The following is a 21,878-nucleotide window of genomic DNA, read 5'->3' as shown; positions in this document are numbered from 1 at the left end:
AACCGCCCTCCTTGGGCCGCATGACCGACTTGCCCGCCGACTCCACCACCTCGTGCAGCTCGACCGCCGGCGACAGCGGCGTGGCGCCCGACACCACGACCACGTCCGTGCCGGAGTTGTTGACCAGGGTGCCGAAGGCGGCGCTCATGCCCTTCTTCGCGGTCTTGACCCAGGGGTCGGTGATGGAGAGCGCGGGCCCGGCCTGCGCGGCCGGGGGAGTGGCGGCGGCGGCGGGAACGGCCGACGCGGCCTGCTGCGGCGAGCCGCCGCAGGCGGTGAGCACGACGACGGCGAGACCGGCGACGGTGATACGCGAGAACATGACAAAGCCCTTCATCCGGCTCAAACCGGAACGATGATGTGGCCCGGCGGCCGCCGCTGCGGGCGCGCACGCCGAGGACACCCCTGGACCAGGGGCGTGACAGGAGAACAGACCGGCCGGACGCGCTCCGCGGAGCGGGTCAGGCGGACGCGGGGACGGCGCGGCCGAAGGGCGGGCCGCGCCGGCCCATCTCATGCCCGAGCAGAACCGGCCGCAGGACCATCGGCTCCCGGACCGGCGCGGCGATCAGCGGCCGGGCGGCCGGGACGACGACGGCGACGACCGCGGCGAACAGCCGGACGGCCAGCCGGCGCAGCACCGCCCAGAGCGCCGCCTCGCCCCGGGCCAGCCACGTCGAGGTCAGCAGGACCGCCCAGGCGTGCATGACCAGCATGCCGGCGTCCGGCACCAGCCCGCCCTGGGCGGCGTGGTGGTGCCCGGCGACCGCCGCCTCCACCGCGTGCGCCGAGGAGAACAGCAGGTGCAGCGCGACCTGCGCGGCCGCCAGCGTCGTCACGATGACCGGCAGCGCCCGTTCCCGCCCCGCCAGCACGTACGCGGGACCGAACGCGACGCCCCAGGCCGGCAGCAGCCAGCCCGCCGCCACCGGGCCGCCTGCCAGCAGGTGGGCCACCAGGCCGAGCAGCAGCGAGACCGCCGCGAAGACGGCGGCCCGCAGCGCACGCAACGCGAAGCCGGCCGGCCCGGAAACAGGTCCGGAAACAGGCCCGGCGGTGGCTGGTGCGGCGATCGACATGGCGCCGTCATCATCCCACGCGACCGCCCCGGTGTCCCCGCCAGGTGAGCACAAGGGATCAGGGCCCGCCGCAGGCGCGGCGCAGCCCGTGGAACCACGACAGGTACTGGTCGTGCACGCCCCGGCCGGCGATCCGCAGCATGGAGTCGTCGGAGTTCTCCAAGGTCGTGAAGTTGGCGCTGCCGGTGTAGACGCGCGGCGTGATGTCGTCGTCGTAGAACCCGTCGATCATCATGATCTTGGTGTGCGTCACCACCGACCGGTCGCCCACCGTGAAGCGGCACGGCGTGACCTGGAGGTACTTGCCGTTCGACGCCCGCTCGGCGAGACGGTCCCTGATGTAGGAGGTGACGCCGGTGCCGTCGTAGTAGACGATGTCGATCCAGCAGTTCTCGCCGCGCAGCCGCAGCAGCTCGTCCACGATCGCCTTGCGGTTGTAGTTGAAGGCGGTCAGCGCCAGGCGGATGTCGGTCTGGCGGGTGACGCCCCCGGCGTCCTTGTAGCTGCACTTGACCAGCTTCAGCACGTTGGCGATCGGGTCGCCGCTGGACGAGCTGCGCGGGAAGAAGTGGGCCTTGTACGCCGTGCCGGTCGGCGTCGTCCAGAAGTAGTCCGGATTCACGGGCTGCATGCGCCGGGCCCGCAGGTCCTTGAAGTACGTGACGTACCCGTCGTAGGTCACGGCGTCGCTGACCGTGAAGCTGTCGTTGTAGGAGTTGTACAGGTACCAGTCCGACAGGTTGGACGAGGTCTGGAACACGACCTTCTGGTACGTGACACCCCCGGCCACCACGCTGGAGAAGGTGGCGAACTTGGCGTGCAGGTAGTCCCTGGCGATGCAGCCCCGGTCGGCGCTCTCGTCCGGGTACTCGCAGCGCACGACCCACGAACGGGCGGTCTCGGTGGTGCCGAGGGCGGCGCCGAGCTGGGCGAAGACGGCGTCGTTGCGGCCGTCGTCCTGGCTGTCGAGCACGACCTGCACGCCGACGCCCCTGGTGTGCGCGGCGGCCAGCTCCGCGGCGACCTCGCTCGACCGGTCGCCGGGGACGAACTGGTGCATCGCGAAGCGGATCTCGCCGCCCGCGGGCACCGCCTTGATGAGCCTGATGAGCTGGTCCATGACGGCCGACTGCCGCTCGCTCGGGCTGTGGGCGACGCCCGAGTCCACGGTCGGGTCGTTGAACACCGGGGCGTCGACGACAGGCGGCCCGCTGACCGCGGCCCCGGCGGGGGCGGCCGGCGTGAGGGCCAGGCATAACGAGAGAATGAGAAGGGTGACTGAGGGTTTCGTGGCTGTCACAGGGACTCCTTCGTCATGGAGGTGACGCCGCCCGGTCATGCGTCCGCCGTGTTGAGATCATGGTGAACGCCTGTCGAGGCCGTTTGTCAAGGAAAGGCTGCCGCACATGAGGATCGTCGTCGTCGGAGGGACCGGTCTCATCGGGTCCCGCCTGGTCCGGCTGCTGACCGCGGCCGGTCATGACGCGGTGCCGCGCTCGCGCGCCACCGGCGTCGACCTGCTCACCGGGCAGGGCCTGCCGGAGGCGCTGGCGGGCGCGGACGTCGTCGTCGACCTGACCAAGCCGCCGGCCTTCGACGACACCTCGCCCGCCTTCTTCCGTGCCACCATGGGCCACCTGCTGGCCGCCGCTGATTCCGCCGGGGTCGGGCACGCGGTCATCCTGTCCATCGTGGGCGCCGACCAAGTGCCCGGCCTGGCCTACTACCGCGCGAAGGTGCTGCAGGAGGACCTGCTCAAGGCGGGCCCGGTGCCCTACTCGATCGTGCGCTCCACGCAGTTCTTCGAGTTCATCGACACGGTGGTGTCCTGGACGTCCGACGAGGACACCGTCCGCCTGCCTCCCACCCTCCTGCAGCCGGTGGCCGGGGACGAGGTCGCCCGGGTGGTCGCCGGCGTCGTCGTGGGGACGCCGCTGCGCGGCACCGTCGACCTCGCGGGCCCCGAGGTGATCCCGCTGGACGAGCTGGGCCGGATCACCCTCGCCGCCCGCGGCGACCACCGCACGGTGGTGACCGACGACGGCGCCGGGCTGTACGCCGCCGCCCAGGGCCGCGCCCTCGTCGCCGGCGAAGGCGCCGTCATCACCGCCACCACCTACGGCGAATGGCTCCGCCGATGACGAAGGACCCGCCCCGGTTCGCCGGGCCGCCCGTCACAGCCAGTCGACGGACTTGGAGACGGCCTTCTTCCAGCCGGCGTACCCGCGCTCGCGCTGCTCCTCGCTCCACGTGGGCTCCCACCGGCGGTCCTCGGCCCAGTGGGAGCGCAGCTCGTCCTGGTCGCGCCAGTAGCCCACCGCCAGCCCGGCCGCGTACGCCGCCCCGAGCGCGGTCGTCTCCGCCACCACCGGCCGGCTCACCGGCACCCCGAGGATGTCGGACTGGAGCTGCATGCACAGGGCGTTCGCGGTCACGCCGCCGTCCACGCGGAGCACGTCCAGCACCACCCCGGAGTCGCGCTGCATGGCCTCGACCACGTCGCGGCTCTGGTAGCAGATGGCCTCCAGCGTGGCCCGCGCGAGATGGGCGGCGGTGTTGAAGCGCGACAGCCCGACGATCGCGCCCCGCGCGTCGGCCCGCCAGTACGGCGCGAACAACCCCGAGAAGGCCGGGACGAAGTACACGCCCCCGTTGTCGGTCACCTGCCGCGCCAGCGTCTCGCTCTGCGCCGCCGTGCTGATGACGTGCAGCTGGTCGCGCAGCCACTGCACGGCCGAGCCGGTGACCGCGATGGAGCCCTCCAGCGCGAAGACGGCCGGCTCGTCGCCGAACTTGTAGGCGACGGTGGTGAGCAGGCCGCTCTCCGAGCGCACCCGCTCGGTGCCGGTGTTGAGCAGCAGGAAGTTGCCGGTGCCGTAGGTGTTCTTGGCCTCGCCGGGCGAGAAGCAGACCTGGCCGACCGTGGCGGCCTGCTGGTCGCCGAGGATCGCGGTGATCGGCACCTCGCCGCCGACCGGGCCGTAGCGGTAGGAGGTGCCGTAGGCGGCGGGGTCGGACGACGGGCGGATCTCCGGCAGCATCGCGCGCGGCACGCCGAAGAACGACAGCAGCTCGTCGTCCCAGTCGAGCGTGTCGAGGTCCATCAGCATGGTGCGGCTGGCGTTGGTCACGTCGGTGATGTGCACGCCGCCCTTGCGCCCGCCGGTCAGGTTCCACAGCGTCCAGGTGTCGGTGGTGCCGAAGGCGGCCTCGCCGCGCTCGGCCGCCTCGCGCACGCCGTCGACGTTCTCCAGGATCCACTGGATCTTGCCGCCCGAGAAGTACGCCTCCGGCCGCAGCCCCGTACGGTCGCGGATGACCTGGCCCCGGCCGTCCCGGTCCAGCGCGGCGGCGATCTCGTCGGTGCGGGTGTCCTGCCAGACGATGGCGTTGTAGTACGGCCGCCCGGTGCGCCGGTCCCACACGACGGTGGTCTCGCGCTGGTTGGTGAGGCCGATCGCCGCGAGGTCGCTGTCCTGCAGCCGGGAGCGCTGGAGCGTCGTCTGGATCACGGCGGCGGTCCTGGTCCAGATCTCGATGGGGTTGTGCTCCACCCAGCCCGCCCTGGGCATGATCTGCTCGTGCTCGAACTGGAACTTGGCGACCTCGGCGCCGTCCCTGTCGAAGATCATGAAGCGGGTGCTCGTCGTGCCCTGGTCCACGGCGCCCACGAAGTCAGGCATGTCGTACTCCCTCAGTCGGACGGCTTGACGGTGTCGCGGTCCTCGTCGCGGGGGAGGTGGCAGGCGATGAGCGCCTGGTAGAGGCCCGCGCCGAGCGCCCCGCCGATCAGCGGACCCACGATGGGCACCCAGAAGTAGAGGTCGCCGTACTGGTCGCGCCAGGCGCCGCGGTAGCCGGTGAGGAAGCTCGCCAGGCGCGGCCCGAAGTCGCGGGCCGGGTTGATGGCGTAGCCGGCGTCGGCGCCGAGCGCCATGCCGATGCCGACGACGAGCAGGCCGATGACGAACGGCCCCATGTTCGCGCCGGGCGCCATGTTGCGGGTGTCGGACAGCGCGAAGATGACGAAGAGCAGCACGGCGGTGCCGATGATCTGGTCGCGCAGCGCGCCCCATTGGCCGACCGGCAGCGTGCCGTTGCCCGGCAGCGTCGAGAACACCAGCTGCGTCTTGAGCGTGTGCCCGGGGTCGACGGCGGTGAGCACCTCGGTGTAGTTCCAGCGGATCAGCAGCGCGCCGGCGAAGGCGCCCGCGGTCTGCGCCACCACGTACGGCAGCACCTTGTGCCACTCGAACCCGCGGAAGAGGGCGAACCCCAGCGTCACCGCCGGGTTGAGGTGCGCGCCCGTGGTGCGGCCGGCGACGTAGACGCCGAGCGCGACGCCGATGCCCCAGGCCCAGGAGATGCTGTCGTGGTCCCCGAGCTCGGCCGCGACCACCTGCGCGACGACGCCCACGCCGAACACGATGAGCACCATCGTCCCGGCGAACTCGGCGATCATCTCGCCGGCCAACCTCCTGCTGCTCAGCGCCACCCCGCCCCCTTCCTGGGTCCCCTTCCCGGCTCCCTTTCCGGCTGAGGTGAGCCTTCCCCCTTCCAGGGAAGGCATACAGTGCGAATGTGATCAGTTACGGAAAGTGAGGACAAGGCGATGGGGATCACCGGGGCGCTCGACGCGCGTGACCGCCAGGAATGCCTCGACCGGCTCCGGGCGCAGACCTTCGACGTCCTGGTGGTGGGCGGTGGGGTGACGGGGGCGGGCGCGGCCCTCGACGCGGCCTCGCGCGGGCTGCGGGTCGCCCTGGTGGAGAGCCGCGACCTCGCGTCCGGCACGTCGAGCCGGTCCAGCAAGCTGATCCACGGCGGGCTGCGCTACCTGGAGCAGTTCGACTTCAAGCTGGTGCGCGAGGCGCTGAAGGAGCGCGACCTGCTGGTCGCGCGGCTGGCCCCGCACCTGGTGCGGCCGGTCACGTTCCTCTACCCCGTGCGCCACCGCATGATCGAGCAGCCGTACGTGGCGGCCGGCCTGACGTTGTACGACGCCCTGGAGGGCGTGCGCCACCCGATGCCCCGGCACCGCAACCTGTCGCCGAAGGCGGCCCGCCGCCTGGTGCCCGGCCTGCGGACCGACGTGCTGAGCGGCGGCGTCATCTACTACGACGCGCAGGTGGACGACGCCCGCCACACCCTCGCCCTGGCCCGCACCGCGGCCGCGCACGGCGCCGCCATCGCCACCCGGACCTCGGTGGTGGCGCTGACCAGGGACGAGTTCGGCGAGCGCGTGGTCGGCGCCCGCGTACGCGACGAGGAGAGCGGCGCGCAGATCGACGTCTCGGCCGACGCCGTGGTGGTGTGCGCGGGCGTGTGGACCGGCCCCGTGACCAGCCTCCCGGGCGGCGCCGAGCCCGCCTTCAAGGTCAGGATGTCGAAGGGCGTGCACATCATGGTGCCCGGCGAGGCCATCGACTCCCAGACCGGCCTGATCATCCGTACGGAGAAGAGCGTGCTGTTCATCATCCCGTGGACCGGGCGCCGCTGGATCGTCGGCACCACCGACACCGACTGGGACGGCGAGCGCGCCGAGCCCGCCGCCACCGGCGAGGACATCGACTACATCCTCCACCACGCCAACGAGGTGCTGGTCAGGCCGTTGACCAGGAGCGACGTCGTCGGCCTCTTCGTCGGGCTGCGCCCGCTCGTGGCCGCCGAGAAGAACGCCCCCACCGCGAGGCTGTCGCGGGAGCACGTGGTGGACGTGCCGGTCCCCGGCCTGGCGGCGATCGCCGGCGGCAAGTACACGACGTACCGGATCATGGCCAGGGACGTGATCGACGTCGCGCTCGAAGGCTACGACGTGCCCGCCTCGGTCACCGACCGGCTGCCGCTGGTCGGCGCGGACGGGCTGCCCGCGCTGGAGGCGTCCGTCGGCCGGCTGGCCGAGGACCACGACCTCGAACCCGAGACCGTGCGCCACCTCGTCCGCCGCTACGGCACGCTCGCCCTGGAGGTGCTCGACCTCCTCGCCCGCGACCGCTCGCTCGCCGAGCCGCTGATCGAGCCCGGTCCGTGGCTGCGGGCCGAGGTCGTCTACGCCGTCACCCACGAGGGCGCGGTGCACGCCGAGGACGTCCTCGCCCGGCGTACCCGGATGCTCATCGAGTCGAGCGAGCTGGCCGAGCGGGCGGCGCCGCGGGTCGCCCGGCTGATGGCCGGGCTGCTTGGCTGGGACGAGCGGCGGGTGGAGGAGGAGACGGCCGCGTGCCTGCGGCTGGTGGAGGCGGAGCGGACCGCCCTGGCCGAGGCCAGGACGGCCGCGGCGGTCACGTTGTGACGGACGGCAGGGGGCGGCGGCCGGTGATGGTCAGCAGGATGTCCTTGGCCGGCAGCTCGACCGGCTCGCCCGTGCCCACCCGTACGTCGGCGTCGGCGCCGCGCAGCTGCACGCCCGTGAGGTCGACGCCGAAGTAGGACAGGTTGCGGGGGTTCGTACCGGCCAGCACGAGGGCGATCCGCTCGACGGGCGGCGCGGGCAGGCCCAGCGGCTCGGTGATGTCGAGGCCGTGGATGGTGTCGTGGGCCAGCGCCCCGCCGTCCCCGCCGCCCGGTGGCCGCCACGGGTGGGTGATGTTCGCGCGCAGGCACGCCAGCAGGTCGGCGTCGGACAGGCGGGCGGTGTCGCCGCGGGCGGCCCGGTCGGCGTAGCGGTCGACGGAGAAACGGGCCGCGACCAGGCCCGCCACGAGCCGGGGCAGGCTGGTGCGGAACGGCGCGGTGAGATGCGCGACGACCTCGCGCACCCGCCAGCCCGAGCACAGCGACGGGCTGCCCCAGCCCTCCGGGGAGAGCTCGGCGAGCAGCCCGGCCAGCCGCTCGCGCTCGGCGTGGACGTGCCGCCTCAGGTCGGCGTCGGTCGGTGACATGGACATGGCCTTCCGGTCGGGTCGTACGTGTCACCTCTTGTACGACCGCCGGCCGTCGGACTCATCGGTCTTCCGGAACGGCGGGCAGGCCGTACGCGGCGAAGCGGTCGCCGTACCCGAGGTAGGTGACGATGTCGCCGATCCGCCCGCCGCGCAGCTCCAGCACCAGCAGCGCGAACGGCCTGAGCGCCCCGCCCGCGTCCGGCCGGTACTGCCCGAGCGTCCAGCACCCGCCGGCCACTCCGCCCGGGACGAGCCGGTCCCCGGCGCAGGCGTCGGCCGCGACCGACAGCACCGCCGCGATGCTCGCCGGCCCGTCCAGCCACCACCGGAACGGCGGCATCCCCGACCGGGCGTCGTCGGCCAGCACGTCCACCAGCCCGCGCACGTCGTGCGTCTCGAAGGCCCGCACGTAGCGGCGCAGCAGGTCGCGCTGGGCCGGGTCGGCCGGCTCCGGCGGGTCGGCCTGGCGCGGCCTGTGCTGCTCCAGCGTCGCCCGCGCGCGCTGCAACGCGCTGTTGGCCGCCGCCACCGACGTCTCCATGACCTCGGCCGCCTCCGCCGCGCTGAACCCGAGGACGTCCCGCAGCACCAGCACGGCCCGCTGACGCGGCGGCAGCCACTGCAGGGCGGCCACGAAGGCCAGGCGCAGCGTCTCGTGCCGCAGCGCGAGGTGCGCGGGATCGTCCGCGTCCGCCGGTCCGAGGCCCGCCGGAGGCTCCACCCACCGGCCGGGCGGCAGGGGAGCGCCGAGGTCGCCGCCGGTCGCGGCCGGCCCCGTGTCCCACGGCAGCGCCCGCCGCTCGGCGCCGCGCAGCATGTCGAGGCAGACGTTCGTGGCGATCCTGTGCACCCACGTGGACAGGGCGGCCCGGCCGGGGTCGTAGCCGCCGATCGCGCGGAACGCCCGCAGCATGGTCTCCTGCACGGCGTCGTCGACCTCGCCGGACGCGCCGAGCAGGCGGTAGCAGTAGCCGGTCAGCGGGCCGCGCAGCGACTCCAGCCGAGCCACCAGGGATGCGGTCTCGTCCTGTACGGTCACCCTCCCATCATGGCAAGGGCTCAGGACGGGCGGGGCGCGCGCAGGTGCCGGCGCCGGGCCAGCTCCTCCTCCTCGACCAGGACGAGCATCGGCCGGTCCGGCTCGCACAGCATGGTGACGGTGAAGCGGACCGGGACGTCGTCACGGGCGTTGCCGTCCTGGTAGTGGATGACGTCGCCGCCCGGCTCCCAGAACGCCTCGCCGGCCCGGAGGACGCGCTCCGGATCACCCTCCAGCTCGAACCGCATCTCGCCCTCGATGACGTAGCCGAAGGCGGGGCCGGAGTGGCGGTGCGGCGGCGTGCCGGGGGAGCCGGGCGGGTGCTCGACGACGACCGTCATCGCGTGCGCTCCCGCCGGGATGAACGGCGGCTGCACCTCCTGCACCACCGTGAGCGCCTTCTGCCACGCGGCGGGCTCTCGGGCGAGCCAGTCGCGGTAGCCGAGCCGGCCGAGGCGCGCGCCGCCGCCCGGCACCAGCGTGCGCTCGCCCGGCACGCTGCCGAAGTAGCGGGCCCGCTCGTCGGTGACGACCCGGCGCCGGTCGCCCCAGGCGGTCAGCGCCTCGCGGAAGAACTCGTCCATCCGGTACTGGTCCGGCCCGCCCACCTCGACCCGGCCGTTCAGCGGCGCGTCCACGGCGGCGCGGGCGACCGCGTCGGCCACGTCGTCGGCCGCGATCGGCTGGAAGCGCACCGGCGCGACGTGCACCTCGCCGTCCACGGTCGCCTCGTCGGCGATGGCCCGCGCGAACTCGAAGAACTGCGTCGCGTGCACCAGCGAGTACGGGATGCCCGACTTCTCGATCAGCCGCTCCTGGGCGATCTTCGCCGCGAAGTAGCCGTTGTCCGGCATCCGCTCGGTGCCCACCACCGACAGCGCGACGTGGTGACCCACGCCCGCCGCCGCCTCGGCCGCGAGCAGGTTGCGGGTGGAGGTCTCGAAGAACTCCATGACCTCCGCCCGCTCGAACGACGGCGAGTTGGAGACGTCCACCACCACCTGAGCGCCGGACAGCGCCTGCTCCAGCCCCTCGCCGGTCAGGGCGTTGACGCCGGTTCTCGGCGACGCGGCCACCGCCTCGTGCCCCTCCCGGGTGAGTCTTTCCACCACCTTCGAGCCGATCAGGCCGGTGCCGCCGATGACCACGATCTTCATGGGTACGCTCCTGTCCGTGCCCACGCGGAGGGCACTGGCCGGTCTCATACCCGCTGAGCTGCGGGAACGTCAGTCCGTGTCGTGGTAGACCGTGGGGCCGACCGCGTTGAACGCCGCCTTGGAGGCGTCCTTGAGCCAGGGGCGCACCTTGGTGGAGTTCGCGCGGTTGGTGTAGATGGCCATGGTGTGCAGCAGGTAGCGGTGGGTGTAGCCGACCCAGCCCCACGTCTGGGCGTTGTTCCAGTAGGTGGTGTGGCAGAGGCCGGAGCCGGGGCCCTTCTTGGGGCACACGATGCCCCAGTCGTCGGCGTAGGCGTCCTCCAGCCGCCCGTACGCGGTGGCGGCCCGCTCGTCGCTCTTCAGCGGCACCACCCACACGGACACCATGATCCGCTTGTTCGCCGGCGCGCCCGGGTTGACGTACGCACCCTTGATCATCTTGGTGCACTTCGCCTTGCGCAGCGCGGAGCGGACGTTGCTGTCGGGGTAGGCGTCCGGGCACTTGGACACGCCGCCCGCCCGGAGGGTGTAGCGCACGCCCTTGGCGGTCCTGAAGGACTGCGGCAGCAGCGCCGACGGAGTGAGGGGCGTCGGGTCGGTGCTCTGGAGGTCGAGGTCGGCGAGGCGGAACGGCTCCTCGGTGGGCTCTCGGGTGGCTTCCTGGGTGGGCGCCTCCGTGGACGGGGGGCTGGGGGAGGGCGGAGGGCTGGAGGGGAAGGTGGGCGGCTCCGCGAGCACGGGCGGGCTGCCGGAGGACGTCACGTCCACGCCCGCCGCGTCCCCCGGACCCTCCAGCGTCACGAGCAGGGACCTTCCCGCCAGCAGGGCGACCAGGACGAGCGCCAGCCCGATCACCGCCGCGCCCGCGCCGATCGCGATCATCTTCGGCATGGTGACGACGAACCCGGGACGCCCCTGCGGAGGCGGCGGCACCGGACCCGGCGGACCGGGCGGGGGTGGGGGAGGGGGCGGCGGGGGAAGAGGGGGCACGGCCGAGGCCGACCCCGCCGCCTCCCGTAACGCCGCCGCCCACTGCTCCGGCCCCGGCCGCAGCGCGGGATCCCCCTGGAGCCCCGCCGCGGCGAGATCGGCCAGCGCCGGGCTGACCGCCGCCAGCCGGCCGGGATCGGCGGAGGTCTGGTCGCGGGCGAACATCCGCACCACCAGCAGCGCGAGCTTGTACGCGTCGCCGCCCGGCGTGCCCTTCTCCTCGCCCTCGGGGAGCCGCCAGTCGGGCGTCTCCACCTGCGGCATCGCCTCGGCGCCGGCCAGCCGCATCGCGTCGCAGTCGATGAGGAAGCACTCCGGCGGCGCGTCGGCGGAGAACAGCAGGTTCTTGGGCGACAGGTCGCCGACGACGATGTCCATCGCGTGCAGGCGGGCCAGCGTGCCGGCCAGGTCGGCCATGAGCAGCAGGCGGTCCCGGTCGCTGATCCTGAGGCCGATGCCGGCGACGTACGCGTCGGCGTTGAGCAGGAACTCCAGCGTCGCCGGCCGCCGCTCGCTGCCCGACAGGGTCCGCAGGTCGAAGAAGTACCTCTGGGGCACCGCCCGCATGAGGAACCCGCTGACCGCGCCGCCGGTCTCCACGAGCTCGGCGGGCCAGGCCGTCTTGTCGCACAGCCAGGCGGCGTCCCATCCCGGCAGCCGTCCGATGAGGTCGGTCATGGCGGCGAGCGCGGCGGTGTCGAGGCTCTCCAGGACGCCGGGGTCGTACTCCTTGTAGGCGACGTCCCATTGGCCGTTGATGCGGCGGTTGAGCACCTCGTGCACGGTGCCCTGGCCGCCCTGGCCGAGGCGGCGGCCGAGGGTGAGCGTGTCGCGGTCGGTCCGGTTCATCGGGGGGCCTCGCTTCGCGGCCAGAGTGCCAGCAGCGTCCGGTCGTCGTCGAACGTCTCCCGGGAGAAGTCCAGCAGGTGGGCCAGCCACAGCGGGGGCGGCGGCACGGCCAGGTGCTCGGCGAACAGCGCGCCCACCTGCCCGTCGCCGTCGCCGAGCGGGTCGCCGAACCCGTCGGTGCCGACCAGCAGCACCTGGCCGGGCGCGAGCCGGCCCGACCAGCGCTCCAGCGGCTCGGGCACCCGGGGCAGAGCGGCCACCGACGTGGGGACCAGGTCCCCGTCCGCCTTGGCGGGGAACAGGGGCCGGTAGCGGGCGCGGGCCGGGTCGAGCGTCCAGGCGGCCGAGTCGCCGATCCGGAACAGGGAGACCTCCGCGCCGTGCCCACCGGGCCGGGCCACGCCCGCCACGAGGGTGGTGGCGACCAGCTCCTCGACCTGCTCGGGGCCGGGTTCACGGCGCAGGAGGGCGGCGGCCTGCCGGTGCAGCGTCTCGGCGGCGTGCCTGGCGACGCCGTGGAAGTCGGGCGAGAAGCCGGTGCCGCCCTCGTCGAGCTGCGCGTGCAGCGCCCAGACCGCCGCCCGGCAGGCCTCGGCCGCGCCGATCGTCGCGGCGCTCGCGCTGGACAGCCCGTCGGCGACGGCGAACACCACGACGCCGCTCTCCTCGTGCAGCACGGCGCAGGTGGCGTCCTGCCGGGGCTGGCGGTAGTAGCGGTGCCGCTCGCCGCGTACGGAGGCCGACCTGAGCGTCAGGCCGGGGGCGGACCAGCCGTCGCACTCGGCGTCGGGGCAGGTGCCGCCCGACAGACGCGGGGGCGTCGGCTCGAAGCGCGGGCCGGGCACGTCGATGACGACGCGGTTCCAGGGCCGCGTCCCCTCGGCCTGCCGCTGTGGGCGGTGCACGTACCGGACCTCCCTGACTCGTGCCGTGACCCGAGCTGCCGTCAGACCTCGTCGATCGCCAGCCGGAACTGCTCCGGCCGGGTCACCACGAGCTGCGGCTCGCCGCCGGCCAGGGCCCGCCCGGAGGCGACCAGGCTCGCCGTCAGCGCGTGGAAGAACTCCGCGATCGCCGTGCCGATGTCGGCGCTGGGCAGCGCGACGAAGGCGAACTCCCTGCGGGTGGCCACCTGCAGCATCGTGTCGGCGCGCGCCGAGCCGACGCCGCAGGCGATGATGTTGGGCGCGAACGGCGTGGCCTCGCGGTCGACGAGCCTGCGGTGCGGCTCCTGCCAGTGCCGGCCGTCGGTGGGCTGGCCGTCGCTCAGGAAGAACGCCACCGGGCGGTGCACCTTGTAGCCCTCGTTCTTGAGCCACTGGATGTCGTGCGGGATGCGCCGCGCGAGGTCGGCGAAGGCCGCGCCGTAGTTGGTCGCCCCGCGTACGGCGAGCACGGGCAGCCGTTCGACCGTCCGCATGTCGCTGAGGCCCTGGCGCAGTTGCACGTCGTCGGAGAAGCCGAGGATGGCCAGCCGCACCTTCGCCGCGATCATCGGCTCCGCGCGCAGCCCGTTGCACAGGGACGCGAGCCCCGCCGACAGGGCCTGATGGTGCGGCCCCATGGAGGCGGACTCGTCGGCCACCACATAGGCGGGCAGTAACACGCCCCTCGTCTCGGCCACCCGGCCTTCACCGCCCTCCACACATTTCTGTCAACCGCGACACTAGCGCCCGAACCATGAAGATCAAAGATCCGGAGGGCGACACTCGCGTCCAAAAGGGGCGTCAGCCGGACAGGGTCTCGCGCAGCCAGTCGCGTTCGGCGCGGCTGGTGGCGCGCGCGACGACGAGCATGCCGCGCCGGTACGGGTCGGCCAGGTCGCGGGCGGCGAGGGGCCGGTCGCCGTCGTAGAAGAAGCCGGCGGGCCGCTCCAGGAACTCCAGCCGCCGGCGCAGCACGGCGTGCTGGTCGGCCACGTCCGGCAGCAGCGACAGGAACGCGAGGATCGTGAAGAACCTGGTGCTGTCGGTGATGTCGTGCTCCGCCGGGTCGCGCAGCCGCCGCAGCAGGTCGGCGCGGCCCTCCCCGGTCAGGCTGAGCGTCTGGCGCTGCGCGGCGGAGGCGCCCGGCTCGGCGCGCCGCTCCAGGAGGCCGGCCCGCGCCAGCCGGTTGATCGCCGGGTAGAGGCTGCCGTCGCTGACCGGGCGGGCGTGGCCGGACAAGGCCGCGACCCGGCGGCGCAGCTCGTAGCCGTGCAGCGGGCCTTCCGCCAGGAATCCCAGGATCGCCAGTTCGAGCATGGTGTTATCCTGCCACATCGAATCGACATACCTCGAATCGATGTAGGAGGGGTGATGGGGGAGTACACCGAGGAGTGGGTGACGGCGCGGGCCAGGGACGCCTACGAGCGCGGGCGGGCCACGTTCGAGCTGCGCGCCGAGCGGGCGGCGCTGCTGGTCGTCGACATGCAGGACGAGTTCGTCCGGCCGGGGTGGAGCCCGTACTGGGTGCCGGCCGCCACCCGGATGGCCCCGCGGCTGCGCGGGCTCGCCGACCGGTGCAGGGAGGCGGGGGCGCCGGTGATCTGGACCATCTTCGACGACACCCACCTCGGCCTGGACCGGCCCCGCGCGCTGGCGTACCTGCCGCACGGCGACACCGGCTGGCGCAGGCCCGGCCCGGCGACGGTCTGGGACGCCATGGGCCGCCGGGACGGCGAGGTGCTCATCCGCAAGCCGTCCTACGGCGCCTTCTACGACACCCCGCTCGACACGATCCTGCGCAACCTCGGCCGCGACACCGTCATCGTCACCGGCACGCTGACCAACTACTGCTGCGGCACGACGGCGCGGCAGGCGTACGAGCGGGGCTACCGGGTCGTGTTCGGCGCGGACGTCACGGCCACCGACGACGAGACCCGGCAGGAGCCGGAGCTCGCCGTCCTGCGCAAGGGCTTCGCGCTGGTGCTGACGGCCGCCGAGATCGAGGCCCGCCTGACCGCCAGGACGGCCTCCCCCGCCGCCCGGGGATGACGGGCCCTGCCGGGCGGGCGGGTCAGTGGGGGAGCCGGCGATGACTGCCCTGGCGGGCGGGTCTGCGGGGCGGGTCAGCGGGGCGGGCGGGCGGGCGGGTGGGTCAGTGGGGCGGGCCGGCGGTGATGGTGGCGCGGGCGTCGGCGACGCCGCCACGCCACCAGCCCATCGCCTCCACCCACCACGTCATGCCCGCCTCGGCGTACGCCTCCACGAGCCCGTCCGCGGCCCGGCCCTCCAGCGCGATGTCGAACCCGTCCAGCGAGCCCCGCTGCTCGCCCAGGAAGTCCACCACGCGGGCGAACTCCGCGGCCGGCACCGGCCCCCGTTCCTGCCCGTAGTCACGGAAGGTCGGCATCGCCCCGTCCCACCGGACCGCCCGCCGGAACCCGGCACGGACCGGCCACCGACCCGGGCACCAGACGGGGATCCGCGGCCGCTGCACCGGAGCCGGCGGCAGCTCCGCCCAGAGCCGGGTCAGGTCCGCCAGGCCCTCGTCCAGCCGGGCGGCGCGCACCTTCAAATCGGGGTCCTCGCCGAACTCCGCGTACTCGGCGTCCATCGAGCCGAGGCCGGCGCCGACGACCAGCCGCCCACCGGACAGCAGGTCCAGCGTCGCGGTCTCCTTCGCCACCGTCTGCACCCGCCGCCGGGGCAGCGCCGTCATCAGCACGCCGATCCGGACCCGCCGGGTGCGCGCGGCGATCGCCGACAGCACCACCGTCGGGTTCACGACCGGCCACTCCCGATCGTGGTAGAGCAGGTGGTCCCACAGGAACACCCCGTCCCAGCCGTGCTCCTCGGCCGCCACGCCCAGCTCCGTCAGCACCTGAGGGTCGCCGAACTCGCCGACGTTCGGCAGCCCGACCGCGTATTTCACCATGCGCCCCAGGCTATGCGGGTGACCCTCCGGGCGCGGAGCCGTCGTCCAGGTCGAGCACCGCCTCGGCCACCGTGGCGAACAGCGCCAGCCGGCCGCGCAGCCCCGGCCTGGTGAGCGCGCGCAGCGTGCCGCCCCGCGCGCCGGCCACCGCCATCCGCCCGCCCCGCTCGCGCACCGCGTCCGCCAGGCTCACCAGCATCTCGTAGCCGTGGTCGTCGAGGTCCTCCAGCCGGCTCGCCTCCAGGATCAGCCGGGGGCCGACGCCGGGCAGGAGCTTCAGCTCCCGCTCGATCCCCGCCGCCGTGGCCGCGTCGAGGCGCTCGCTCAGCACGACCGCCGCCCAGCTCCGGCCGTAGTCCGGAACTCCCTCGTGCGCGGCCACGGTCGGGCTCCTCCGTCTCCTCGCGGTCGCGCTTCCCCTTCCCCGTTTTCCGGTCAATGCTCGTCCGGCGCGGTGACGGTGTAACGACGCAGCTCCGGCACCGCCCGGACGACCACGGCCACGGTCAGCGCCGTGAGCAGCCCGCCTGCGACGATCGCGGTACGCGGGCCGAGCGCCGAGGCGGCCGCGCCGTGCAGCAGGTTCGCCAGCTGCGGGCCGCCGAACAGGACGACGGTGAGCGATCCCTGGATCCGTCCGCGCACCGCGTCGCGGGCGTGCGCCTGCGTGATCGCGTTGCGGTAGGTGCTCAGCACGAAGTTGACCGCGCCGCCGGCGACGAGCGCCGCCAGCGCGAGCCACAGCCACGGGGCCGCTCCGAGCGCCACGACGGTGAGAGCCCACGCCGCCGCGGCCGCCGCCATGAGAGCGCCGTGGCGGCGGGCCCGGGTGAACGTGCCCGACAGCAGGCCGGCCGCGAGGACCCCGGCCGGATAGGCGGCGTAGAGCAGCCCCAGCTCCGGGCCGCCGCCCGTCGGCCCGCCGAAGGTGTGCTGGGCCAGCTCGGGGAACAGCGCCGTCGGCATGCCGAGCACCATCGCCGCCAGGTCCACCGCCAGCACCGCCACCAGCAGCCGGCTGCCCGCCAGGTAGCGAAGCCCGGCGAGCACGAGCCCGCCCGCCGTCCGTCGCCCGCCGGCCCCGGGACCGGCCGAGCCGGCAGGGGCGGCCGAGTCGGCAGGGGCGGTCGGATCGGCAGGGGCGGCAGGCTCGGCCGGGTCGGTAGGGCCGGCTGGGTGGCTAGGGCCGGCTGGGTCGGGGTTGGGAGGCAGTGGCGGCAGCCGGAGCACGGCCCACACCACGGACAGCAGCGCGACGGCGTCCAGCAGGTACAACGTCGCCACCCCGGTCACCGGAACGAGCACACCGGCCAGCACCGGCCCCAGGATCGACCCGGCGTAGCGGGTCAGGGACGTCAGGCTGCTCGCCGCCGCCAGCAACTCGGCCGGCACGAGCCTGGGCACCACCGCGCCCATCGTGGTCATGATCGCGCCGAGGCTCAGCCCCTGGCAGGCGACCAGCGCCAGCAGGAGGGGGACGGAGCGCCCGCCGAACGCGGCGTGCGCCCACAGGGCCGCGTACGTGAGCGCCAGGCCCACTTGCGCGCCCAGCAGCACCGTGCGCCGGTCCGCCACGTCGGCCAGGGCGCCGATCCAGAGCGCCGCCACGACCAGTGCGCCGAACGACACCGCCCCCGCCGCGCCCACGGCCGCCGACGTGCCGGCGACGGCGAAGAGCTGCGCCGGCACCGCCACCACGCTGAAGGAGCCACCCACCGCGCAGACCGCCGAGGCGGCCCACAGCCGCCGATAGGCCACGACCGCAAGCGGCCGCCGATCAACCGTGTACGCACCAAGCGCCCGCACCCGCCCGGCCTCCCGCCCGCGCTCCCGCCTGGTTTCCCGTCCGCCCGCCGATCCGGGCTCCCGCCCGGCCTCCCGTCCGATCGCCCGCCCGGCCGCCCGCTCGACCTCCGACCAGGGCGTTCATGGGGCCGTCACCTGCCCTCGTGCTCATCGGCCGTCGCCTGCCGGGCCTCCAGGCCGACCACGTCGGCGACGACGCAGGCGATGTTGTCGGGAGCGCCGGCGGCGTAGGCCCGCGCGATGAGCTCGTCGAGCGCCTCCTCCGGCCCGCCCGGCCCGGTCAGCGCCTCGCGCAGCGAGTGGTCGGGCACCACAGCGGACAACCCGTCGGAGCACAGCAGGTAACGGTCGCCGGCCGCGGCCCCGTGCAGCGACAGCTCGGGCAGGGCGCCGCCCGCGCCGGTCAGCGCCCTCGCGAGCAGCGAGCGCTGCGGGTGCGAGGCCGCCTCCTCCACGGTCAGCCGGCCCTCGTCGACCAGAGCCTGGACGTAGGTGTGGTCATGGGTGATCCGGAACAGCTCGCCGTCCCGCACCAGGTACGCCCGGGTGTCGCCGATGTGCACCAGCGCCAGCCGGGACCCCGCCCACCACAGCGCCGTGAGGGTGGTGACCGCCTCCTCGCCCGTCTCCGCCGAGGCGGCGATCTCCCCGATGGCGCGCTCGGCCGCGCCGACCGCGTCCGAGAGCGCGCCGAGCAGGTCGCCGGCCGGCACGGCCAGGGTCTCCAGTGGTTTCAGCGCGTCGATGGCCGCCGCGCTCGCGAGGTCCCCGCCGGGGCCCCGCACCCCGTCGGCCACGGCCAGCAGCCGCGGGCCGGCGTAGGCGGCGTCCTCGTTGCTCGTACGCACCAGTCCCGATTCGGTACGGGCGGCGTAACGGAGCCCGAGCAGGCTCGCCGTCTCGTCCACCGTGCTTCCCCTCCCCGACAGGTAGTCGACGAGGAAGGTGGCCAGTTCACCGCGGGCGGCGGTGTCGGCCAGCACCTGCTCCCAGTAGCGGGCGATCTCGCCGGCCGCCGCGGGCGGGGGCAGGTCGCACACGCGCCGGATGCGTGCCAGCGGCATGCCCAGGCGGCGCAGCCAGGCGATCAGCCGGGCCCGTTCCAGCTGCGCCGGGTCGTAGAACCGGTATCCGGACTCGCCGTCCACCGCCGCCGGTCGCAGCAGCCCGAGCCGGTCGTACAGCCGCAGCGCCTTCGGCGACAGCCGGGCGGCGCGGGCGAAGGCCCCGATGGTCAGCAGCGGCACCGCTCCTCCTCGTCCCCGGCCGCCGTGGCCGGTGCCGACGATGCTGCCGTCTGTCCCAAGGGGAAGGTCAAGCGGGCCGGGTGGCGGGCTGGAAGGCGAAGGAGACGGCCTCCATGAGGGGCTTGTGCTTGGTCTTCTGGACGGCGGCGATGCGCCACTGGCCGCCGGCCTGGCGGACGAGGGTGTAGGTGGCGAGCTTGCCGAGCTTCTTCGGGGTGCCCTTGGCGACCTCGCCGCGGGTGACCACGACGGCGGTGTCGCCGTACTGACGGAAGTCGACGATCTCGATGGTCAGGCGGGTGCCCTTGAGGAAGCTGTCGAACAGGGCCTGGTGGGCCCGGCCGATCTCGGCGCCGCCCTGGTAGACGGTGCCGGCGAAGGTGACGTCGGTGGCGTCGTCGGTGAAGCAGGCGCCGTAGGCCGCGCCGTCGCCGGCGTTCCAGGCGTCCTGGCTGCGCCGCAGTACGGCGGTGACGGCGGCGAGGTCGGGGGAAGTGGTGGTGCCGGTCATGGTGAGCCCCTATCGTAGTGCCTGCAGAGGAGAAGTTTCTTCTCTGAAGATTTATCTTCTCTGAGGAAGAGAATAGGGAGTGGAGGACCGGGTGTCAACGACAGGTGCACAGGCGGAGGCGAGCCGGCGCTACCGGCGCTATCTCAGCGCGGTGATGCTGCACGGCCAGGCCGGCGCCAAGGCGTGCGACCTCGGCGCCACCGACCTGTACGCGCTCAACGTCCTCGAACTGGCCGGCGCGATGACCCCGGGCGAGCTGGGCGCCCGCACCGGGCTGACCACCGGGCCGACCACGCGCCTCATCGACCGGCTGGAGCAGGCCGGCTACGTCCGCCGCGTCCCCGCCCCCGACGACCGCCGCAAGGTGATCGTCGAGCCGGCGGGCCGGCCCGCCGGGCTCGACCAGGTCCTGGCGCCCGCCCGGCGGAAGGTCGGCGAGATCCTGGCCGGCTACTCGCCGGAGCAGCTGGAGATCCTGTACGACTACTTCGACCGGGCCGCCGCCGCCTACCAGGAGGCCGCCGAGGTGCTGCGCTCCGGCTCCTGACCGGCGCGGGGATCAGGGAGTGACGCGGAACGTCGCGTCCTCCCGGTCCGTCGCGGTGCTGACCGGGTCGATGCGCAGCAGGTAGTTGAAGTGCCGCAGGTAGCGGTCGGGGTAGTTGGCCGAGCGGAACGACGACCAGGCCGAGTCGGCGAGCCCCGCGACCCGGTAGAAGGTGGCGTCGGAGCGGAAGGCGGCGGTGCCGTCGTTCGCGTCCAGCCGGATCACGTAGTCGTAGTGCCGCAGGTAGCGACCCGGATAGTTGACCGACTCGAACGACACCCCGGCCGAGTCGGACAGGCCGGGCACCATCCGCCAGAGCTGGTCCTGGTACGGGTCGAAGGGATAGGCGTCCAGCCGTCCCGCGTAGTCGTAGTGGCGGACGTAGCGGTCGGGGAAGTTCGACGACTTCAGCCGCGTCCAGCTCGGCAGCCCCCAGCGGGAGACGAGGGCGTTGTACTCGGTGGCGCTGATCCCGGCGATGGAGCCGTGCTTGGCGTTCAGCGGCGGGGTGTAGGCGCGCTGGTTCAGCGCGGTCCAGGAGTTGCCGCCGACGTTCGAGGTGGACCAGGCGTAGTAGTCGTTGTTGACCGGGCTGAAGGAGTCGCCCCACAGCCGCCAGCCGCTGCCGTCGTTGTTCTTGACGAGCAGCGGGGCCTCGATGGCGTTGCCCTGGCGCAGGCCGCTCGTGTACGTGGTGTAGCTGTTGGCGGCGCCGGTGCTGGAGCGGGCGCCGTACAGCAGGCCGTTGGAGAGGTTCTTGTAGTACAGGTAGAAGGTCGAGCCGTCCACGACGATGTCGCCGTCCAGCACGGGGAAGCCGGGGCTGAAGTAGACCTGGTTGGCGGTGACGGTGCGGAAGTCGGTCGTGTAGTTGACCATGAAGACGTCGGTGCTGCCGTTGTTCGCCGAGTAGACGATGCCGTACTGGCCTCGGGAGGCGTCCCAGAAGGCGGTCGGGGCCCAGGTGTGGGTGTTCAGGTTGTGCATCCTGATCCGGCGGTAGCCGGTGAAGGAGGTCAGGTCGGTGGAGTCCCACACGTGCAGATACTGGTTGTTCTGCCCGAAATCGGTGCCGTTGAGGTCGGTGGCGAGGACGACGAACGTGCCGTCCTGCTTGCGCAGGATGAACGGGTCGCGCAGGCCGAGGGTGCCGGCGGTCGGGGTGACCACGGGGTTGTTCTGGTTGAGCGGGGTCCAGTTGAGCCCGTCCTGGCTCACGGCGAGGTGCAGGCCGTAGTTGGCGCCGTTCATGTTCGGGGACTCGGTGAAGTAGGCGAAGACGTAGGCGGTGTTCGCGGCGGAGGCGGGGGAGACGCCGACGCCGAGCGCCGCGCATAAGGCGGCGAGCAGGATGAGTGCTCTTCTGCGGTACATCGCGGTACGGCCCTTCCTGTCGGGGGGTGGCGGATGTTAGCGCTAACACTGCTGGGCTGGGCTCGCGATAACAGCCGAGCGAAGGGGATTGTGCACGAGTGTCAACGTGAACATCACCGGCAGTCAAGGCCCTGGACGCCGTGGGCCCGGGGTCAGGCGGGTGCGGCGGCGCGCTCGTGCTGCTCGAGGGCGTCGTCGGCGCGGGCGCCGGACAGGATGGCGTCGAGCAGCCCGGGGTAGCGGGCGTCCAGGTCGTCGCGCCGCAGGACCAGCAGGTTCTCCCGGCCGGAGGGCCGCTGCCAGATGACGCCGCTGTCGCGCAGCACCCGCCAGTGGTGGGTCATGGTCGACTTGGCGGTGATGCCCAGCCGGTGGAGGACGCTGGTGCAGTTGTGCTCGCCGCCGGCGTCGAGCACTCGCACGACCTCCAGGCGCACGGAGTTCCCCAGCGCCGACAGCACGTCTTCGATCCGGATCTGGTCGCGGTCGGGGTGGCGGAAGGTCATGGTCCCACTGTACTGCGATCGTCGAACGGTG

The 21,878-nt window shown here is 73.5% G+C and carries 23 protein-coding genes; 4 read left to right on the top strand and 19 right to left on the bottom strand.

Features of this window, described 5'->3' with window-relative positions:
- The 3 genes from AC27IY_RS48675 to AC27IY_RS48665 form a co-directional block, all read right to left on the bottom strand.
- A partial coding sequence (locus tag AC27IY_RS48675; protein WP_487182071.1) for a copper chaperone PCu(A)C domain-containing protein occupies window positions 1-322 on the bottom strand: 322 nt, incomplete at its 3' end.
- A gap of 139 nt (window positions 323-461) precedes the next feature.
- Window positions 462-1,079, bottom strand: a complete 618-nt coding sequence (locus tag AC27IY_RS48670) for an MFS transporter (protein WP_371252034.1) — start codon at window positions 1,077-1,079, stop codon at window positions 462-464.
- Window positions 1,080-1,137: 58 nt separating this feature from the next.
- Window positions 1,138-2,379: a phospholipase D-like domain-containing protein gene (locus AC27IY_RS48665; RefSeq protein ID WP_487182070.1), complete on the bottom strand. Its 1,242-nt coding sequence runs from the start codon at window positions 2,377-2,379 to the stop codon at window positions 1,138-1,140.
- A 106-nt stretch (window positions 2,380-2,485) separates the two neighbouring features.
- Here AC27IY_RS48665 and AC27IY_RS48660 point away from each other — a divergent pair, with 106 nt between their 5' ends.
- Complete coding sequence (locus AC27IY_RS48660; protein ID WP_487182069.1) at window positions 2,486-3,220, top strand: SDR family oxidoreductase; 735 nt, start codon at window positions 2,486-2,488, stop codon at window positions 3,218-3,220.
- 33 nt (window positions 3,221-3,253) lie between these two features.
- Here AC27IY_RS48660 and glpK read toward each other — a convergent pair whose 3' ends face one another.
- Both glpK and AC27IY_RS48650 read right to left on the bottom strand, forming a co-directional pair.
- Window positions 3,254-4,762, bottom strand: coding sequence for a glycerol kinase GlpK (gene glpK, locus AC27IY_RS48655; protein ID WP_423447937.1), 1,509 nt, complete (start codon window positions 4,760-4,762; stop codon window positions 3,254-3,256).
- Window positions 4,763-4,773: 11 nt separating this feature from the next.
- Window positions 4,774-5,574: an MIP/aquaporin family protein gene (locus AC27IY_RS48650; protein WP_487182068.1), complete on the bottom strand. Its 801-nt coding sequence runs from the start codon at window positions 5,572-5,574 to the stop codon at window positions 4,774-4,776.
- Between the two features lie 117 nt (window positions 5,575-5,691).
- Between AC27IY_RS48650 and AC27IY_RS48645 the strand changes: the two genes are divergently transcribed.
- Window positions 5,692-7,371 carry a glycerol-3-phosphate dehydrogenase/oxidase gene (locus AC27IY_RS48645; RefSeq protein WP_487182067.1) on the top strand — a complete coding sequence of 560 codons (1,680 nt, stop codon included), beginning with the start codon at window positions 5,692-5,694 and terminating at the stop codon, window positions 7,369-7,371.
- On the opposite strand, the gene AC27IY_RS48640 is transcribed toward AC27IY_RS48645, so the two are convergent.
- The 7 genes from AC27IY_RS48640 to AC27IY_RS48610 all read right to left on the bottom strand — a co-directional run bounded on the left by AC27IY_RS48640 (window position 7,361) and on the right by AC27IY_RS48610 (window position 14,241).
- On the bottom strand, window positions 7,361-7,960 hold the full coding sequence (locus AC27IY_RS48640) for a maleylpyruvate isomerase family mycothiol-dependent enzyme (RefSeq protein ID WP_371252029.1): 600 nt from the start codon (window positions 7,958-7,960) through the stop codon (window positions 7,361-7,363). The genes AC27IY_RS48645 and AC27IY_RS48640 overlap by 11 nt on opposite strands.
- Window positions 7,961-8,021: 61 nt before the next feature.
- The gene (locus tag AC27IY_RS48635) at window positions 8,022-9,002 is read right to left on the bottom strand and encodes an RNA polymerase subunit sigma-70 (RefSeq protein ID WP_487182066.1); all 981 of its coding nucleotides are present in this window, start codon (window positions 9,000-9,002) and stop codon (window positions 8,022-8,024) included.
- 20 nt (window positions 9,003-9,022) lie between these two features.
- Window positions 9,023-10,159 (bottom strand): cupin domain-containing protein, encoded by a 1,137-nt coding sequence (locus tag AC27IY_RS48630; RefSeq protein WP_487182065.1) that lies wholly within the window; start codon window positions 10,157-10,159, stop codon window positions 9,023-9,025.
- 69 nt (window positions 10,160-10,228) lie between these two features.
- Window positions 10,229-11,998, bottom strand: coding sequence for a hypothetical protein (locus tag AC27IY_RS48625; RefSeq protein ID WP_487182064.1), 1,770 nt, complete (start codon window positions 11,996-11,998; stop codon window positions 10,229-10,231).
- Window positions 11,995-12,903 (bottom strand): protein phosphatase 2C domain-containing protein, encoded by a 909-nt coding sequence (locus AC27IY_RS48620; RefSeq protein WP_371252025.1) that lies wholly within the window; start codon window positions 12,901-12,903, stop codon window positions 11,995-11,997. The genes AC27IY_RS48625 and AC27IY_RS48620 overlap by 4 nt, the downstream gene beginning before the upstream one ends.
- A gap of 41 nt (window positions 12,904-12,944) precedes the next feature.
- Entirely contained in the window at window positions 12,945-13,622 is a 678-nt protein-coding gene (locus AC27IY_RS48615) for a vWA domain-containing protein (RefSeq protein ID WP_344205576.1), read from the bottom strand.
- A 103-nt stretch (window positions 13,623-13,725) separates the two neighbouring features.
- Window positions 13,726-14,241, bottom strand: a complete 516-nt coding sequence (locus AC27IY_RS48610; protein WP_364445273.1) for a PadR family transcriptional regulator — start codon at window positions 14,239-14,241, stop codon at window positions 13,726-13,728.
- Between the two features lie 54 nt (window positions 14,242-14,295).
- Between AC27IY_RS48610 and AC27IY_RS48605 the strand changes: the two genes are divergently transcribed.
- Window positions 14,296-14,973 (top strand): cysteine hydrolase family protein, encoded by a 678-nt coding sequence (locus AC27IY_RS48605; RefSeq protein ID WP_487182063.1) that lies wholly within the window; start codon window positions 14,296-14,298, stop codon window positions 14,971-14,973.
- Between the two features lie 103 nt (window positions 14,974-15,076).
- Here AC27IY_RS48605 and AC27IY_RS48600 read toward each other — a convergent pair whose 3' ends face one another.
- The 5 genes from AC27IY_RS48600 to AC27IY_RS48580 all read right to left on the bottom strand — a co-directional run bounded on the left by AC27IY_RS48600 (window position 15,077) and on the right by AC27IY_RS48580 (window position 19,420).
- Window positions 15,077-15,856, bottom strand: a complete 780-nt coding sequence (locus tag AC27IY_RS48600) for an LLM class flavin-dependent oxidoreductase (protein WP_423447923.1) — start codon at window positions 15,854-15,856, stop codon at window positions 15,077-15,079.
- Window positions 15,857-15,866: 10 nt separating this feature from the next.
- Window positions 15,867-16,238, bottom strand: coding sequence for an STAS domain-containing protein (locus AC27IY_RS48595; protein ID WP_423472102.1), 372 nt, complete (start codon window positions 16,236-16,238; stop codon window positions 15,867-15,869).
- 53 nt (window positions 16,239-16,291) lie between these two features.
- Window positions 16,292-17,614, bottom strand: coding sequence for an MFS transporter (locus AC27IY_RS48590; protein WP_487182062.1), 1,323 nt, complete (start codon window positions 17,612-17,614; stop codon window positions 16,292-16,294).
- Between the two features lie 179 nt (window positions 17,615-17,793).
- Window positions 17,794-18,909 carry a MerR family transcriptional regulator gene (locus tag AC27IY_RS48585; RefSeq protein ID WP_487182061.1) on the bottom strand — a complete coding sequence of 372 codons (1,116 nt, stop codon included), beginning with the start codon at window positions 18,907-18,909 and terminating at the stop codon, window positions 17,794-17,796.
- A gap of 67 nt (window positions 18,910-18,976) precedes the next feature.
- Window positions 18,977-19,420, bottom strand: a complete 444-nt coding sequence (locus AC27IY_RS48580; RefSeq protein WP_344205585.1) for a YybH family protein — start codon at window positions 19,418-19,420, stop codon at window positions 18,977-18,979.
- Between the two features lie 91 nt (window positions 19,421-19,511).
- Here AC27IY_RS48580 and AC27IY_RS48575 point away from each other — a divergent pair, with 91 nt between their 5' ends.
- On the top strand, window positions 19,512-19,967 hold the full coding sequence (locus AC27IY_RS48575; protein ID WP_344205586.1) for a MarR family winged helix-turn-helix transcriptional regulator: 456 nt from the start codon (window positions 19,512-19,514) through the stop codon (window positions 19,965-19,967).
- Between the two features lie 12 nt (window positions 19,968-19,979).
- On the opposite strand, the gene AC27IY_RS48570 is transcribed toward AC27IY_RS48575, so the two are convergent.
- Window positions 19,980-21,341 (bottom strand): glycoside hydrolase family 43 protein, encoded by a 1,362-nt coding sequence (locus tag AC27IY_RS48570; RefSeq protein ID WP_487182060.1) that lies wholly within the window; start codon window positions 21,339-21,341, stop codon window positions 19,980-19,982.
- A gap of 152 nt (window positions 21,342-21,493) precedes the next feature.
- Window positions 21,494-21,847: an ArsR/SmtB family transcription factor gene (locus AC27IY_RS48565; RefSeq protein WP_364445266.1), complete on the bottom strand. Its 354-nt coding sequence runs from the start codon at window positions 21,845-21,847 to the stop codon at window positions 21,494-21,496.
- Window positions 21,848-21,878 lie beyond the last annotated feature (31 nt).

The sequence above is a fragment of the Nonomuraea sp. B208 genome, assembly GCF_057536035.1.
This window is presented reverse-complemented; position numbering and strand designations above follow the sequence as displayed.

Coding starts and splice junctions, on each gene's coding strand:
- AC27IY_RS48580 (WP_344205585.1), bottom strand. CDS start 19,420: ATGACCGGCACCACCACTTCCCCCGACCTCGCCGCCGTCACCGCCGTA.
- AC27IY_RS48570 (WP_487182060.1), bottom strand. CDS start 21,341: ATGTACCGCAGAAGAGCACTCATCCTGCTCGCCGCCTTATGCGCGGCG.
- AC27IY_RS48565 (WP_364445266.1), bottom strand. CDS start 21,847: ATGACCTTCCGCCACCCCGACCGCGACCAGATCCGGATCGAAGACGTG.
- AC27IY_RS48625 (WP_487182064.1), bottom strand. CDS start 11,998: ATGAACCGGACCGACCGCGACACGCTCACCCTCGGCCGCCGCCTCGGC.
- AC27IY_RS48670 (WP_371252034.1), bottom strand. CDS start 1,079: ATGTCGATCGCCGCACCAGCCACCGCCGGGCCTGTTTCCGGACCTGTT.
- AC27IY_RS48605 (WP_487182063.1), top strand. CDS start 14,296: ATGGGGGAGTACACCGAGGAGTGGGTGACGGCGCGGGCCAGGGACGCC.
- AC27IY_RS48630 (WP_487182065.1), bottom strand. CDS start 10,159: ATGAAGATCGTGGTCATCGGCGGCACCGGCCTGATCGGCTCGAAGGTG.
- AC27IY_RS48600 (WP_423447923.1), bottom strand. CDS start 15,856: ATGGTGAAATACGCGGTCGGGCTGCCGAACGTCGGCGAGTTCGGCGAC.
- AC27IY_RS48610 (WP_364445273.1), bottom strand. CDS start 14,241: ATGCTCGAACTGGCGATCCTGGGATTCCTGGCGGAAGGCCCGCTGCAC.
- glpK (WP_423447937.1), bottom strand. CDS start 4,762: ATGCCTGACTTCGTGGGCGCCGTGGACCAGGGCACGACGAGCACCCGC.
- AC27IY_RS48645 (WP_487182067.1), top strand. CDS start 5,692: ATGGGGATCACCGGGGCGCTCGACGCGCGTGACCGCCAGGAATGCCTC.
- AC27IY_RS48640 (WP_371252029.1), bottom strand. CDS start 7,960: ATGTCACCGACCGACGCCGACCTGAGGCGGCACGTCCACGCCGAGCGC.
- AC27IY_RS48660 (WP_487182069.1), top strand. CDS start 2,486: ATGAGGATCGTCGTCGTCGGAGGGACCGGTCTCATCGGGTCCCGCCTG.